We start from the raw sequence: 15,595 nt of genomic DNA on the forward strand, positions 1-15,595 counted from the left end.
AAAATATTCATCATAGTCTACCATTATTTCAATTAATTGCCGCCATGAATCCATGCCCTTGCGGGTACTTCGGGAGCCACAACATAAGCAGTAACAACACGGTCCAGAACCTCAACAACAAACCCGGCACGTCAACTCCGCCTCTCAAAGGAAACGCCAGACCGTCCTCAGAGAATCGCTGTCGTTGCAGTCCGGATCAGGTACGCCGCTATCGCAACCGGTTGTCCGGGCCGTTGCTGGACCGCATTGATCTTCACGTCCCGGTGCTGGCACTGCAAAAAGGTGAGCTCTACGGACAGGCCAGCGGCGATCATTCTGCGACGGTGCAACAAAGAGTTCTGGCCGCTCATCAAAAACAGTGGCAACGACAGGGATGCAGCAACAGTGACCTGAGCGCCCCTCAACTGGAAGACATCTGTCCACTGACACGCAGCCAGCAACAGTTGCTGGAGAATGCCATGCTGAAAATGGGATTTTCAACCCGGGTATTACACCGGGTGATCAAGGTGGCTCGAACGATTGCGGATCTGGCCGATGAGGACCAGCTGAGCGACCTGCATTTTATGGAAGCGTTCAGCTACCGCAATCTGGATCGGGCGGTACAGTAGAAAGGGTCAGGCTCTCTGACAGGAAAGGACTTCAGACGGGCCGACGACGCCTGGACGGTCAAAATACTGTGCGGTAATTGTCTCCAGAGTGGAGGGTCGGCAGTAGTGATAACCCTGAACCTGATCACAACCGAACTGCTGCAACATCTGTAGCTGCTCAGGGGTTTCCACCCCTTCGGCAATGATGGTTTTGTTCAGACTGTGGGCCAGCGTCACCATGGAAGCCACCAGTTTTGCGTCCTCCTGTCGCCGACAGATATCGGCGACAAACCCGCGGTCGACTTTTAACGCGGATATGGGCAAGCGCTGTAAATGCATAAACGATGAATAGCCGGTGCCAAAATCATCCAGAGAAAATGAACACCCCAGATGCGCCAATGCCCGCATGCACAATTCAATGCGATCCAGATTTTCCATCAGTGCGGTTTCTGTCAACTCAAATTCGATGTACGCCGGATCAAAGCCAATTTCCTTCGCCAGAGTCGCAATCCGCTCGACCAGCTTGTCATCGTTAAACTGACGCACCGACAGATTGATGGCCATCATAAGCCCCTCACTGACTTTGAGCGAAGGCTCAGTCAGCACATCCCGCAGCTGCAATAAAGCCTGACCCGCAGTACGCACCACCCAGTAACCGATGGGCACGATTAACCCTGAGGACTCTGCCACATCCATAAACTCGTCGGGATAAATCAGTCCGCGCTCGGGATGCTGCCAGCGCAGCAGCGCTTCCAGCCCTAGCAGCTGACCACTTTTCAGATCAATGCGGGGCTGATAATGCAAGACAAACTGATCCCCCTTCAGAGCGATACGCAATTCCGATTCCAACAGCAATTGTCGGCGGGCTTCCAGATTCAGAGCCTCAGTGAAGAAGTGATAGTGACTGCCGCGCTTGACCTTGGCTTCATACATCGCCAGATCCGCGTGTTTTTGCAGGGAATCCACATCACTGCCCCCTTCGGGAAACACGGCAATGCCGATACTGCAACCAACTCGCACCTGGTGGGTTCCCAACTGCACAGGCTCGGCCAGGATATCAATGACTTTTTGAGCAATGTGGGCAATGTCGGTGGCCGAATTAATATTTTCCAACAGCAGGGTAAACTCGTCGCCACCGATGCGCGCCACTGAGTCACTGTTGCGCAGACAGAGAGACAAGCGCTCGGCACAGATTTTTAACAGTTTGTCTCCGGCATCGTGACCGAAACTGTCGTTCACCTGTTTAAAGCCGTCGAGATCCAGATACATCAGAGTGAAAGACGTCTCATCGCGACGGGCCATGTTGACCGCATACTCGAGCTTCTCGCGAAACAGAATACGATTGGGAATACCGGTCAAAGGGTCGTAGTGGGCGAGATCCGCAAGCCGCTGCTCAGCCGCCTTGCGTTCTATGGCATAGCGCAGGGTGCGCTCGAGCAACTGGCTGTCTATGCGGCCTTTGATGAGATAGTCAGAAGCACCATGACTGATCGCCGAGCGATCCACTTCGGCTTCCATTTCGTCGGTCATGACAATGATCGGCGACCGGCAGCCCTGTGCCCGGGCACCGTTGAGCAAATGCATACAGTTGCCCTGACGCCAGTGGTAATCCAGCAAAATCACATCCGCTTCTTCGGACAACACTTCGTGCAGTGCATCGCCGAGCTGATCCACCCAGGTCAATTCATAATCCGTATGATGAATCTGAGACAGGAGGCGCTGTATCAGGTGATACTCCAGCCGATCCTCTACCACCAGTAATATTTTAAGAAACCTGTCCATCAGGGTCTGCTCCGCCAAATCCGCTGGCTCTTCAGTTGGCTACTTCCAGTACCGGACTGTCGTTGTCAGTCCGGCTTACGCCAACATGTCATTTGAATAATTATTGTTCTGTGCAACTTTACACGACAGTTTTCACAGAGGGAATTCTCATTTTAGCAATGAAACCCAAAAACTGTGTTACCACTTTTGTTCGATTTGGCTATATGAAATTGCAGTTCTCAATCATCCGGTAATGTCCAACCCTTATCCCGGGGGATTTCGCCACGCCAGCGGCTATCTCCAACCGCTGCGGCAGCGATTCTGGTTTCGTGCGGCTACTATCTTGGCGCTATATTGCTACAATGCGGCTCCGCTAACACAACCTGATGATTTGATGTCCAAGCTCAACCCCCGCCAACGTGAAGCCGTGCACTACATTGATGGTCCCAGCCTCGTGCTGGCCGGAGCAGGCAGCGGCAAAACCAGTGTGATTACCCGCAAAATCGCCTACCTGATTCAGGAGTGCGGCCTGCAGGCGCGCCACATTGCCGCCCTGACCTTTACCAACAAGGCCGCGCGCGAGATGAAAGAGCGGGTAGGGCAACTGGTAAAAGGCAGCGCCAGCAAAGGGTTGACCGTCTCGACCTTTCACAATCTTGGCCTCAACATCATCCGCAAAGAGCACAAAACCCTGGGCTTCAAACCCGGCTTCAGCATTTTCGATCAGGAAGACGCCAAGTCCCTGCTCAAGGAACTGATGCTGAAAGAGGGTGATCTGGACAGCGACCATCTGGATCTGGTGCAGCACCAGATCTCCAACTGGAAAAACGACCTGCTGTCCCCCGACCACGCCCTGAGCAAGGCCAGCAGCCCCGGTGAAGAGCTCATCGCCCGCATCTACAAGCGCTACAATGCCGCTCTGCTGGCCTACAACGCGGTGGACTTCGACGATCTGATTCTGATTCCCGCCCAGCTGTTTATGGACCACAAGGACATCCTGGATCGCTGGCAGCGCAAGATCCGCTATCTGCTGGTGGATGAGTATCAGGACACCAACTCCAGTCAGTACCTGCTGGTGAAACTGCTGATTGGCGACCGTGGCGCCCTTACCGTGGTGGGTGACGACGACCAGTCCATCTACGCCTGGCGTGGTGCCCGGCCGGAAAACCTGTCGCTGCTGCGCAAGGACTTCCCCAACCTGAAGCTGATCAAGCTGGAGCAGAACTACCGCTCCACCAGCCGTATCCTCAAGTGCGCCAACCACCTGATCGCCCACAATCCCCACGAATTCGACAAGGCCCTGTGGAGCGAGATGGGCATGGGCGAACCCCTGCGGATCATCCGCTGCGCCAATGAAGACGCCGAAGCCGAGCGAGTCGCCACCGAAATCTTTATGCAGCGTCAGAACCGCCGCGCCCGCTTTGGCGATTTTGCCATCCTCTATCGAGGCAACCACCAGGCGCGCCTGCTGGAACTGAAACTGCAACAGCACCAGATTCCCTACAACATCAGTGGCGGCACCTCGTTTTTCTCCAAAACCGAGATCAAGGATATCCTCGCCTACCTGCGACTGGTGGTGAATCCTGATGACGATAACGCTTTCCTGCGCATCATCAACACTCCCCGCCGGCAGATCGGTACCGGTACGCTGGAAGCTCTCGGACGCTACGCCACCGAGCGCGAGATCAGCCTGTTTTCCGCCTGTCAGGAACTCGGCGTACAGAGCCATATTCCCAAGAAAAGTCTCGAACGCATCCTGCGCTTCACCCACTGGCTATTGCAGGTGGGTGACAACAGCCGCGGCAGCGACCCGGTAGGTGCCGTGCGGGAAATGGTCGAAGACATCGACTACGAATCCTGGCTGCACCAGAATGCCTCCAGCCCCAAGGTGGCGGAAAAGCGCCTGGAAAACGTCTGGTATCTGGTGGACTCCATCAGAACCATCATCGAACGCGACGACGCCGAAGACGGCAGCGGCAGTCTGGAAAACGCCATCAACAAACTGCTGTTGCGGGATATGCTGGAGCGCCAGTCCGAAGAAGAGGAGGATCTGGATCAGGTTCAGATGATGACCTTGCACGCCTCCAAAGGTCTGGAATTCCCCTATGTCTTTCTGGTCGGCGTGGAAGAGGATCTGCTGCCCCATCGCTCCAGCATCGAGGAAGACAACGTCGAGGAAGAGCGCCGGCTGGCGTATGTGGGCATCACCCGCGCCAAGGAAGTGCTGCACATCACCCTGGCCGGCAAACGCAAGCAATACGGCGAAGTCTGGGACACCACACCCAGCCGCTTTCTCGACGAGTTGCCGGAAGAAGATCTCGACCGCGAGGGATTTGGAGAACACAACCCGGAAAAAAATCAGGCCAAGGGGCGCGAGACGCTGGACAATCTGCTGGGCAGTCTCGGACTCTGAACCATTTTAGGGCATTGTGTTAACAGCGTCACAAACTGGACGAGTCGCAAAAGACATGAGAATCTATGGGCCCTCGATTTTAAAGATTTAACTCATTTGATTAAAAGGATGTAACTTTGAAAGCCTTTTCACCACTCTGCAAAACCTTCCTCGGCTCTGCCATTGCACTGAGCCTCAATCTGGGCCTGACATCACCTGTACACGCCGCTGAACTATCCGCCACCGGCGACGATGGCCGCGAGATTGTGTTGAAAAAGAACGGCTCCTGGGAGTACAAATCCACCGACCGCTTTGCCACCAGTGAAGACGGTACCCGTGTACGACTGAAAGCCGATGGCAGCTGGGAATTTATCGGTAACGCGCCAAGCAGTAGTAAGGAAAAAGTCCGCACAGAGTCCATGGAAGTCAAACTGGGCGAGATTGTGACCGAATATCACAAGGAAAAGGTCGGCAAAAATACTCGCTATAATTCCCAAACCACATTCAATCTGATGGTGGATATCTCAAATTACAGCGACGGAGTGGACACAAAACTGTCTCACTTCAACCTGTTTAAAGTGACCGACAGCCGCGGCAATGTCTATCCGGTACTCGACGTTACGCCACAAACCAAACGCATGGAACCCGGCAAAGAGTACCCGGTTTCCATTCTCGTTGACGGCTCACCATCCGGACAGTTTGCGGTTGGCATCAAGTTTTTGTATCTCGATATCGACAAATCCGTGTTTGGCACCAAAGCCAATCTGAAATTCAGCCGTCGTGCGGATGAAGCGACGATCAAAAAAATGAATTAAACAGACTTTGTCTCTACGGAACGACAATACTATTGTCCAACCATTAAGAGCTACGGTCGAGCCATTAAAACTGCGGTCAAACCATAAAGAGCTGCTGTAAAACCATCAAAAGCCCCTGTGAGCACTGCTATTCACTGGGGCTTTTTTATTTCTGCGAGAGTAAAACAGGACATCAATGGCCAACAACATTTGACAAACCGAGGCCTGGTCACGGAATATAAACCGAACAATAACTCGAATTTAACACAATGGAGCTTGTAACAATGAAAAAACGTGTACTTATTCCACTGATATCTGCCTTCGGTTTGTGCCTGAGCACTCCCTTACTTGCCGAACAAACATCTGCCGAAAAACCTGCAGTGATACATCCTGAGGTCATGTCTAAAAGCGATATCGCCGGCGAGATATTTAATCGCGATGACTTGATTGTTGAAACGTCTGAAAGTGGACGCAAAACCTATGATGTGGTGTCTCTGCTGAGTCAGGATAAAAAGTTTGTCACAGGCATGTATCGCGCCGAAGCCGGACGTTTTGACATTACCGAACCTTACGGCGTTGACGAATACATGCACTTTCTAAAAGGCAGTGTCACCCTGACGTCCAGTGACGGCAGTGTACAAGTAATTAATGCGGGCGATTCCGTGACCATTCCCAAAGAGTGGACGGGCATTTGGGAAACCGACGGCTATACCAAAATTTATGTCATCTATTCACCGGACTCACCTCTGGAATAAATCCACATCCGAGATATTTTGAGGTAGAACATGAAAAAAGCACCCATTACTCGCCGGGACTTTTTAAACGGGATTGCCGTGGGGATTGGCGGCTTAAGCTTGTCGCCCCTGCAATCAATGGCCTCTCCCGCAATCGCCCAGACCAGTCCATCCTACTACCCACCTCGTCTCACTGGCTTGCGCGGGACTCACGTGGGTGCCTTCGAAGTGGCTCATTCCGTTGCCTGGCAGGGAAAACAGTGGCCAATACCCGACCGGCAAACGGATGATACTTATGACCTGATTGTGGTTGGCGGTGGCATTTCCGGTCTTACCGCCGCAATGCTGTTCCAGCAACAGGCAGGGCGCGACAGCCGTATTCTGATTCTCGAAAATCACGACGACTTTGGCGGCCATGCCAAACGCAATGAATTCACCGTCGGTAATCAGACCTTGATTGGTTATGGTGGTAGCCAGTCCCTGGAAGGGCCAAACAGTTACTCCAAAGTGTCTCAGCAGGTTCTGACAGATATTGGCATCGAGCCTCAGAAGTTTTACGACTACTATGACCAGAAGTTCGACCAGCAGTGGAAGCTGAAACGCGGCCTCTATTTCAGCAAGAAACACTTTGGCGTGGACCGCCTCACTGACAATCCTTTTAGCTGGTACAAACAAAGCATCAAATCACTCAAAGACACTGTCAACACATTTCCAATCTCGCAGGACGCCCAGTCCGCACTACTGAATTATCTGGAAGGTACGTCGCCACTCACACCATCCGACTGGAGTCAGACGCAGCGAATTGAGAATCTGAGAACCACCAGTTTCAGTGATTTTTTAAAAACTCACGCACAGCTGCCGGAAGAAGCCATCGATGTGTTTCGCGATAACATGAAAGGCATCTGGGGTGTTGGCTGGGAGTCTCTGTCAACGCTTGAGGCCATTCGACTGGGCATGCCTGGCGCCGACCGTCTCGGGGTCACGGCTGAAGAAGCCAATGCCCACTACAGCGAAGAACCGTATATCTTCCATTTCCCTGACGGCAATGCCGGAGTAGCCAGAGCGCTGGTTCGCCATCTCAACCCCAAAGCCGTACCGGGCGAGACCATGGAAGATCTGGTGACCAGCCGGGTAGACTATAGCCTGCTGGACAGTGACGCTTCACCGGTACGCCTGCGCCTGAACAGCACTGCAGTACATGTTCAGCACAGCAAGGATCAAAACAGTGTTGATGTAACCTACGTGCGCGACCAGAAAAGCGTTAAGGTCAAAGGCAAACATGTCGTGATGGCCTGTTACAACAACATAATCCCCTTTATCTGCCCGGAAGTTCCGCAAGCCCAGCGCGAGGCCATCAACTACGCAGAAAAGGTGCCTCTGGTGTACGCCAATGTGGCATTGACGAATTGGAAAGCCTTTGCCGAGTCCGGTTATAACGGTTTTCAGACACCCCGTTCCAAAATGTTTCACGGTATCGAACTGGATTTTCCCGTGAGCATGGGGAGTTACAATTTCAGCCCGTCCCCGGATTCCCCCATTCTTCTTCATGCCAGCATGATTCCCTCTTTCCCCAATCAGGGATTGACCAGTCGCGAACAACACAAACTGGGGCGGCAGCGCCTGTATCAAATGGCATTTGAAGAGTTTGAAGAAGATTTGTATTCCCAGCTGGATGGCGCACTGGGCCGTTGGGGTATGGATGTGGAACGGGATATCCGCGGCATCACGGTCAACCGCTGGCCTCACGGATACGCGTACGAATACAACGAACTGTTCGACCAGCCAGACTGGGGGCCAGACAAAGGACCACATATCGCCGGACGACAACGCCTGGGTCGCATTTCCATCGCCAACTCCGACGCATCGGCCTATGCCTACGTTAACGGCGCTATGGATGCTGCCGCACGAGCGGTAAACGAGCAATTAACCGGCTGACGTTTCAACCGCCCATAAAAAAGGCGACACTTTCACAGTGTCGCCTTTTTACTGTTTCTTAAAATAACTATCTTTTCTGATTCAACGCCTGTAATTCTCAAGCAGGACTGCTGAATCTTCATACCTGGATCTAGTGTTCTACCTTGTCACTTTCTCCCAGTACGGTGGGCTTGCCTTCGGCTTCAGCGTGCCACTCAAAGATATTCAGCTCAATCAGGGCAAACGCCAGAATCCACAGGAAGGCATCCCAGAAATCCAGGAAGTCACCATCAATGCCCCAAAAAACTGCACACAGCAACAGAATAAAATACAGCACACCTTTAAAAGCGGCAGTCACTTTAATGATGTGACCGGTGAGTCTGCCTGTCAGTTGCAACCACACGTCCATCGTCAGAATGAGAACAATCAACAGCCAGTTAGCTGAGTTAACCACATCAATCAGTGACAGCCACTCCGCCGATTGCAGGGACTCAGTGTCGGTCACAATGCCGGTACCCGGCAATTGATAAAACGCACTGGCAGAACTCAAATCAGCGCAGTTTGCGGCAACCACAGACTCATATTCATCCAGATCGGTCATGAAGGAGAGGCTTTGTGCAGCCTGGGAGCAGAGATTGGTCAACGAGGAGGGTTCAAAAGAGTGGATAACAATGTACTTGGTCATGTATCCGTAGCAGGCATAAATGATCACTACGTAGCAGAGTGCTTTAATAGTGTTCAAAACCCACTTCAAATTGCCTTTCAGTTTCTCATCAGAGATGACCGAGGTCTCCAGCTCAAAGACCAACAGCAACACCACCCACGCTGCGGTATCAATGGTGGCTGCATAGGCTTCGATCAACTGAGAGAAAGAGACTCCACCGGAAAATAAATGTTTTGAAGCAGCCCAGTCCTCCATAAAGAAGAAAAACAGGTTCGCCACCAGAAATGCATAGACACAGTATTTAAATATTTTAAACCAGGGGAGGGGCTGCTTGCCTGCCGGCGCCACACTGCTCATTGTCATAAACCCTTACTCATCTTATCGCCACCTGAGTATCGCTGGTGGCTCTTATGTTATCCAGTAAACGGCCAGCCTCAGTACACACCGGGGCATCTTACAGCTTGCCGAAATAACTGACCTGTTTTCTATAACCCAACACCTAAGCCCAATCCGCAAAATTGATCCCAATGGTTGCTAAATCCAGATAAGGCATTTATGATTTAGCCATAAACCGAATTAACATTCAACATCTGGAGAGGGCAAACGGCCCTGATAGCGACTTTTCTATTCCCCCGGCTCAACGTACGTGAGTGCAAACAGGGCGGAACCGGACAAAATTCAGAGATATATAAAGGTGCTAAACAACGGTGAGTAACACCAGCAATGGGTCTCATGTGGACTCTTATTACGCGGCAACAGCCAAGGAATTACCCGACCACCCCAAACTGGAAGGTCAAATCGAAGCCGATGTCTGTGTGATCGGCGGCGGCTATACCGGCCTGTCCGCTGCCCTGCACCTGGCAGAACGCGGCTACAGTGTTGCACTGCTCGAAGCAGAACGCGTCGGTTGGGGAGCTTCAGGCCGCAACGGCGGTCACGTTGGCGTCGGCCAGCGGGTGGGGCAAGACGTGCTGGAAAGCAAGGTCGGCAAAGAGCAGGCCAGAATCTTCTGGGACATGGGCATCGAAGCGGTGCAAACCGTCAAAGATCTGGTCGAAAAACATCAGATTGACTGCGATCTCAAGCAGGGCGCGCTCCACGTCACTCACAAAGCCAGCCACATTCCCGACTATCAAGCTGAAGTCGAACACCTCTCCAAGCATTACGATTTCGAACACATCCGTTTTGTTGATACTGATGAAGTCCGTCAACTGGTGGGCTCAGACAACTATCAGTGTGGAACCCTGGATACCTTCTCCTGCCACCTGCACCCGTTGAATTACGCTCTCGGTCTGGCCAAAGCCGCCGAACAAGCCGGTGTCAAAATCTACGAAGGCAGTCGTGTCACCGGCTATACCAGCGCCAACAACACCAGCTCATCCGAAACACAAGTGACCACCGCTGAAGGCTCAGTAAAAGCCAAATACGTGGTGCTCGGTTGCAATGGCTACCTGGGTAAGCTTGAACCTCGTATGGCTGGCAAAATCATGCCAATCAACAATTTTGTGCTGGCAACCGAGCCTCTCAGTGAAGACCTGTGCCGCGAACTGATTCGGGATGACACATCCGTTGCGGATTCGCTGTTTGTGATCGACTACTGGAAACTCTCCGGCGATAACCGCCTGTTGTTTGGCGGTGGCGAGAACTACACCAGCCGCTTCCCAAAAGACATGAAAAACTTTGTGCGCAAGTACATGTTGAAGGTGTATCCACAACTTCAAAACACACGCATCGACTATGCTTGGGGGGGTACCTTGGCGATCACTCTCAATCGCATGCCGCATTTCGGACGCCTGGACAATAACGTTTTTTACGCTCAGGGCTATTCCGGCCACGGTGTACCTACAGCGACCATGGCCGGCAAGCTGATTGCAGAAGCCGTTGCCGGCACTGCCGAGCGCTTTGACGTTATGGCCAGCTACCCAACGCACACCTTTCCCGGCGGGACCTTATTGCGCTGGCCGGGGCTGGTAGCAGGAATGCTGTACTACTCGCTGAGGGATAAGTTTTAATCAATTATAAATAATACAAACGTGGTAGCTGTACACAAAAAAACAATAGACCACTAAAACAAGAGACGATGTTAAGTCTCAGCTAATGCACGGCAACACGCATTTTCAAGCAAAGAGAAGATAACTAAAAACCCTGACTTGAGAGGATTACCCATGATGAAGAACAACCGGTTTAGTCGCCACTCACTCGCTCTTGCGATCAGTGGTGCCATGACATTGGGCGCTGGCAACGCACTTGCTCAGGAGAAATCCTGGGCAATTGAAGAAGTGGTTGTCACCGCTCAAAAGCGCGAACAAAGCCTGCAAGATGTACCGATCAGTGTGTCGGCATTCAGCGGCGAAATGATGAAAGACGCCCAGATTGAAGACTCCAAGCAACTGGCGGTACTGACTCCAGGCATGTCTGGCGACAGTAACGACAGCTTCATGGACTCCATCAACATTCGTGGTATCAGCACCAACGGCTTTGGTATCGGTGCAGAGCCTTCCGTGGGCACCTACATTAATGGCGTGTACCTGGGTCGTACCGGTGCGGCTGTCACCAGTCTGTATGACATGGAACGTGTAGAAGTTGTCAAAGGCCCGCAGGGCACACTGTTTGGTCGCAACGCTTCTGCCGGTGCCATCAGTATGCACACTCGCAAACCTGATATGGAATTTGGTGGCAGTGTCGATGTAGGCGTTGGCCAGGATGGATATCGAGAGTTCACCGGTGTTGTCAATGTACCAATGACTGACACCATCAGCTCTCGCTTTGCCCTGTATCACCGCCAGCAGGATGACTGGATCACCAACCTCACCGATGGCGGCAAGATCGGTGGCGAGGAAGTAACCGCGGCCCGCGCCACTTTTGCCTACGAAGGCGACAAGCTGTCGGCCGACCTGATTCTGGAATATGAAGACCGCGAAGTCGCGCCAACTATTTATCGCGCCTACGACGACGGTACTGCCACCAGCATGGGGCTGGGCCTGCTCGATCCCAGCCTGACCAATATTAACGGTAAGAGAGACGAAATCCGTTCCGACGTGGCCAGTAACGAACTGAAAGACGAAGGCGAAGTCTGGGGTGCAACCCTCAACCTCGAATACGACCTGGGCGCGGGCTACAGCCTCAGCTCCATTACCGGTATTCGCGGTTCCAACTACACCTACCAGGAAGACTTTGACGGCACCGACGCGCCGCTGTTCATTTGGGCTCAGGACCAGGAACAGGAATATTTCAGTCAGGAAGTCCGCCTGAACTACAACGGTGACGGCCCGGTATCCTGGTTCCTGGGTGCCTCGGCCTATAAAGAAAACGTCAAGGTACACTACGACCAGATCTACGATGAAGATGCCATGTGTGCATCCAGCTTCGCAGGTGCTTACGCCCCCGAATACTCCGATCCCGCCTACGCCATCAGCCAGGTCAGTGATTGTGACTCTTTGTACTACTATTGGACTGGATACAACTATGGTCCCGGTATCGGTGATCGCAACGACTCCGTTGACGCTGAGGGCGATTACGAGGGCTGGGGCATCTACGGTGACGCCACCTTCTCACCTACCGACAAGCTGGACATCACCGTTGGTGCTCGCTACACCGAAGACAGCCGTGACTTCGAGACCGCTCTCGGTGGTGAGGATCGCAACTACTTCTGGTACAGCTTCCCGTTCTACAGTTCTCAGCCCGTTAAAGGCAGCCAGACCTGGGAAAACGTGTCAGCGCGTGTCGCGGTTAACTATTACCTGACCGACAGCATCAGCACCTTCGTCAACGTGTCCACTGGCTACAAGGCTGGCGGTTTCAATACCTTTGACCTGCAGTTACCCGCCGGCGTTTCTGTTGATGACGTAGACGGTGTCGACACCGCCGATATCGATGGCATCAGTCTGAGCGAGTTTGACGAAGAAACCGTGACCAGTATTGAGCTGGGCATCAAATCCAAGTGGTGGGATGACCGCATCCAGATGGATGCCAGCATCTACCAGTACGAATTTGAAGGCATGCACGCGGTCTACGCCATTGACGGTACCCAGATCCGCCTGACCAACGTCGGTGATGCTACCGGTGAAGGTGTGGAGGTCAGTTTCCGCATATTGCCAACGGCCAACCTCGACATTTACTGGGGTATCGCCTGGGCTGACACCTCACTGGACGATCCGGAAGCTGGCTTCTGTGCCCAGGTAGAATGCCGCAAGGGAGCGCAGCTGCCAGGTACTATCGACTTCAGCTCCTCGCTGGTGGCGACCTACACCATCCCAATGAGCAGTGGCGATGCCTTCTTCACCCTGGAGAACTTCTACAACAGCGGTGCCCCTGGCTTTGGCGACTTCTCCGGCAGCAGCAACTACGAGACGGAATCCTTCAAGGAAACCAACCTGCGTATTGGCTACCGCAGCCACGAAGCCTGGTCGGCAACTCTTTGGGTCACCAACCTGACCGATGAGTTCGCCTACACCTCGCCAGTGTCCGCTGATTACAACCTGCCGGCACACCACATCGGCATGACCGAACCTCGCCGCATTGGCATCAGTGCCAGCTACGAGTTCTGATCACCATGGCAGAAGGGCAAAAAGTCCTTCTGCCGTGTTTGATTGACACGTTACAGCGCTTAACAAGCCGGCCCGCAGACAACCTGTGGGTCGGCTTTTTTTTCAGCCACGACAATGCAATACTGTCCTGTCACTCCTAAACTCCGAGCGATTGAGTTATGAATCCCCGCGAAGTTTTCTTCCAGGCCTTGAACGCCTTCAAAGCCGGACAAGTCACCGAAGCCGAGTCCCTGTGCAAACAGTTACTCCAACACAACCCCAACGAGGTCAACAGCCTGCGCCTCTACGGCCAGATCTGCCAGCAGCAAGACAAGACTGCGGAAGCCGAGAAAGCCTACTTGCGAGCCCTGCAACTGGCTCCGGATTACGCCCATGCCCACATGGATCTGGGGATCCTCTACAAAGCCAGTCAGCAACCGGCACTGGCCATTCGTCACCTGCAGCAAGCGTTGCAGCTCAACCAGCGACTGCACGGTGCCAAGCGCATCCTGTTCGAAGTCTATGAAGCCCAGGGCCAGCATGAGAAAGCCAGCCAACTCGCCCCTGAGATTGAAGCCCGGGCCGAAATCGCCGAGCGGGTCAAACAGGCCTTTCAACTGCATCGGGACCAACAACACACACAGCTGGAACAACTGTGTGTGGAGATTCTCAATCAGGATCCCGGCAACCTGGCCATTCTCACGTTACTGGCCGAGTACACGGTCTCTGAGCGCCAGGCCAAACGTGCCAGCCGCCTGTTTCAAAGGGTGATCGAGCGCATGCCCGAGAACTGGCGCGCGTGGAACGGTCTGGCCCGGGCACAGATTATTCAGGACAACCCCGAAGCCGGGCTGCAAAGTCTTGATCGCAGCCTGGAAATTCATCCCGATGCCATCGACGCCATGATTCTCAAAGCCGATGCCTGGACGCGACTGTACGACTACGACAAGGCCGTTGCGCAGCTGGAAGCGGCACTGGCCAAGCAACCTGATCACAACCCCGCCCTGTCGCAACTGGGGCTGGCCTTGAAAACCATGGGCAACCAATCGCGGGCAATCGAGGTATTCCGCCAGTGCATTGCCAACGACGAGCGCTACGGTGAAGCCTACTGGGCGCTGTCGGATATGAAGACCTTTTCCTTCGACGATCAGGAGGTGGCAACGATGCAACGTGTAGTTGCCCAGCCTGATCTCAGTGACAGCCAGAAGGTTCATTTTGGCTACGCCCTCGGCAAGGCCCTGGAGCACCGCAAAAACTATGCTCAGGCGTTCGCCTGTTACGACCAGGCCAACCGGGTACAAAAACAGCGACTCGACTACAGTGCCGAGGACAACCGCGCGTTTACGGATCAGTTGATCGACACCTTCACCCCGGAACTGATTAACCGGTTACAGCTCGAGCCCAACCCCGAAGTCACGCCAATTTTTGTGGTGGGTCTGCCGCGCTCCGGCTCCACCCTGCAGGAACAGATTCTGGCCAGTCACTCGCAGGTGGAAGGCACTCAGGAACTGCCCTATATTCCAAGGCTGGCGAAAGGCATGCATCTGGCGAGTGGCGCCAGCTCAGAGCGGATTTTTCCCCTGTCGATGCACGACGTTGAGCAGCCGCAACTGATGGCGATGGCCAGACAATACTTAACCCAGGCGGAAACCCATCGCACCCAGGGCAAGCCCTGTTTTATCGATAAGCTGCCCAACAACTTCAGCTATGTGGGCCTGATTGCCATCCTGTTTCCGAACGCGAAAATCATCAACACCATTCGCCATCCGATGGATAACTGCCTCGGCTGTTTCAAACAATTGTGGGCCATGGGCCAGCACTTCACCTACGACCTCGAGGATCTGGGTCACTACTATCGCGACTACCACCGTCTGATGCAGCACTGGCATCACGTGTTACCGGGGCGCGTTCTCGATGTGCACTACGAACAGGTGGTGGACGACCTGGACAGCCATGTGCATCGCCTGCTGGATTACTGCGGCCTGGCGTTCGAGGAGAGCTGCCTGAACTTTCATGAAACCAAGCGGGTGGTTAAAACCTCCAGCTCGGAACAGGTGCGCAAACCCATTTATCGCTCGGCGCTGGCGTACTGGAAAAACTTTGAGGAAGAGCTCACACCACTCAAGAACATACTGGGTGACCTGGCTCAATAAATTCCCATCAAATAAGGCTTAAACAAAAAAAGGAGGCCAGAGGCCTCCTTTTTTTGTCTTACTGCACGTT

Annotated in this window: 10 protein-coding genes; 8 read left to right on the forward strand and 2 right to left on the reverse strand. The window is 53.4% G+C overall.

Features of this window, described 5'->3' with window-relative positions:
• Nucleotides 1-5 precede the first annotated feature (5 nt).
• Complete coding sequence (locus KOI40_RS18810; protein ID WP_369413138.1) at nucleotides 6-608, forward strand: magnesium chelatase subunit ChlI family protein; 603 nt, start codon at nucleotides 6-8, stop codon at nucleotides 606-608.
• Nucleotides 609-614: 6 nt separating this feature from the next.
• Here KOI40_RS18810 and KOI40_RS01870 read toward each other — a convergent pair whose 3' ends face one another.
• Nucleotides 615-2,369: a putative bifunctional diguanylate cyclase/phosphodiesterase gene (locus tag KOI40_RS01870; RefSeq protein ID WP_216095737.1), complete on the reverse strand. Its 1,755-nt coding sequence runs from the start codon at nucleotides 2,367-2,369 to the stop codon at nucleotides 615-617.
• Nucleotides 2,370-2,742: 373 nt separating this feature from the next.
• Between KOI40_RS01870 and rep the strand changes: the two genes are divergently transcribed.
• From rep to KOI40_RS01890, 4 genes are all read left to right on the forward strand, one after another.
• Nucleotides 2,743-4,761 carry a DNA helicase Rep gene (gene rep / locus KOI40_RS01875; RefSeq protein ID WP_216095738.1) on the forward strand — a complete coding sequence of 673 codons (2,019 nt, stop codon included), beginning with the start codon at nucleotides 2,743-2,745 and terminating at the stop codon, nucleotides 4,759-4,761.
• 116 nt (nucleotides 4,762-4,877) lie between these two features.
• Entirely contained in the window at nucleotides 4,878-5,555 is a 678-nt protein-coding gene (locus KOI40_RS01880) for a hypothetical protein (protein ID WP_216095739.1), read from the forward strand.
• Nucleotides 5,556-5,818: 263 nt separating this feature from the next.
• Entirely contained in the window at nucleotides 5,819-6,289 is a 471-nt protein-coding gene (locus tag KOI40_RS01885; RefSeq protein ID WP_216095740.1) for a cupin domain-containing protein, read from the forward strand.
• 30 nt (nucleotides 6,290-6,319) lie between these two features.
• Entirely contained in the window at nucleotides 6,320-8,203 is a 1,884-nt protein-coding gene (locus KOI40_RS01890; protein WP_216095741.1) for an NAD(P)-binding protein, read from the forward strand.
• Between the two features lie 130 nt (nucleotides 8,204-8,333).
• Here KOI40_RS01890 and KOI40_RS01895 read toward each other — a convergent pair whose 3' ends face one another.
• Nucleotides 8,334-9,209 carry a hypothetical protein gene (locus KOI40_RS01895; protein ID WP_216095742.1) on the reverse strand — a complete coding sequence of 292 codons (876 nt, stop codon included), beginning with the start codon at nucleotides 9,207-9,209 and terminating at the stop codon, nucleotides 8,334-8,336.
• 344 nt (nucleotides 9,210-9,553) lie between these two features.
• Between KOI40_RS01895 and KOI40_RS01900 the strand changes: the two genes are divergently transcribed.
• The 3 genes from KOI40_RS01900 to KOI40_RS01910 all read left to right on the forward strand — a co-directional run bounded on the left by KOI40_RS01900 (nucleotide 9,554) and on the right by KOI40_RS01910 (nucleotide 15,525).
• Nucleotides 9,554-10,858, forward strand: a complete 1,305-nt coding sequence (locus KOI40_RS01900) for an NAD(P)/FAD-dependent oxidoreductase (RefSeq protein ID WP_216095743.1) — start codon at nucleotides 9,554-9,556, stop codon at nucleotides 10,856-10,858.
• A gap of 153 nt (nucleotides 10,859-11,011) precedes the next feature.
• Nucleotides 11,012-13,393, forward strand: a complete 2,382-nt coding sequence (locus KOI40_RS01905; protein WP_216095744.1) for a TonB-dependent receptor — start codon at nucleotides 11,012-11,014, stop codon at nucleotides 13,391-13,393.
• A gap of 158 nt (nucleotides 13,394-13,551) precedes the next feature.
• Nucleotides 13,552-15,525, forward strand: a complete 1,974-nt coding sequence (locus KOI40_RS01910; RefSeq protein WP_216095745.1) for a tetratricopeptide repeat-containing sulfotransferase family protein — start codon at nucleotides 13,552-13,554, stop codon at nucleotides 15,523-15,525.
• Nucleotides 15,526-15,595 lie beyond the last annotated feature (70 nt).

Source organism: Pseudomaricurvus albidus (assembly GCF_018863235.1).
In the GTDB taxonomy this organism is placed as follows: Bacteria; Pseudomonadota; Gammaproteobacteria; order Pseudomonadales; family Cellvibrionaceae; genus Pseudomaricurvus; species Pseudomaricurvus albidus.

What these genes read in the sequence shown, in the direction of transcription:
- rep (WP_216095738.1), top strand. Translation starts at nt 2,743, where the DNA reads ATGTCCAAGCTCAACCCCCGCCAACGTGAAGCCGTGCACTACATTGAT.
- KOI40_RS01905 (WP_216095744.1), top strand. Translation starts at nt 11,012, where the DNA reads ATGATGAAGAACAACCGGTTTAGTCGCCACTCACTCGCTCTTGCGATC.
- KOI40_RS01890 (WP_216095741.1), top strand. Translation starts at nt 6,320, where the DNA reads ATGAAAAAAGCACCCATTACTCGCCGGGACTTTTTAAACGGGATTGCC.
- KOI40_RS01910 (WP_216095745.1), top strand. Translation starts at nt 13,552, where the DNA reads ATGAATCCCCGCGAAGTTTTCTTCCAGGCCTTGAACGCCTTCAAAGCC.
- KOI40_RS01895 (WP_216095742.1), bottom strand. Translation starts at nt 9,209, where the DNA reads ATGACAATGAGCAGTGTGGCGCCGGCAGGCAAGCAGCCCCTCCCCTGG.
- KOI40_RS01870 (WP_216095737.1), bottom strand. Translation starts at nt 2,369, where the DNA reads ATGGACAGGTTTCTTAAAATATTACTGGTGGTAGAGGATCGGCTGGAG.
- KOI40_RS01885 (WP_216095740.1), top strand. Translation starts at nt 5,819, where the DNA reads ATGAAAAAACGTGTACTTATTCCACTGATATCTGCCTTCGGTTTGTGC.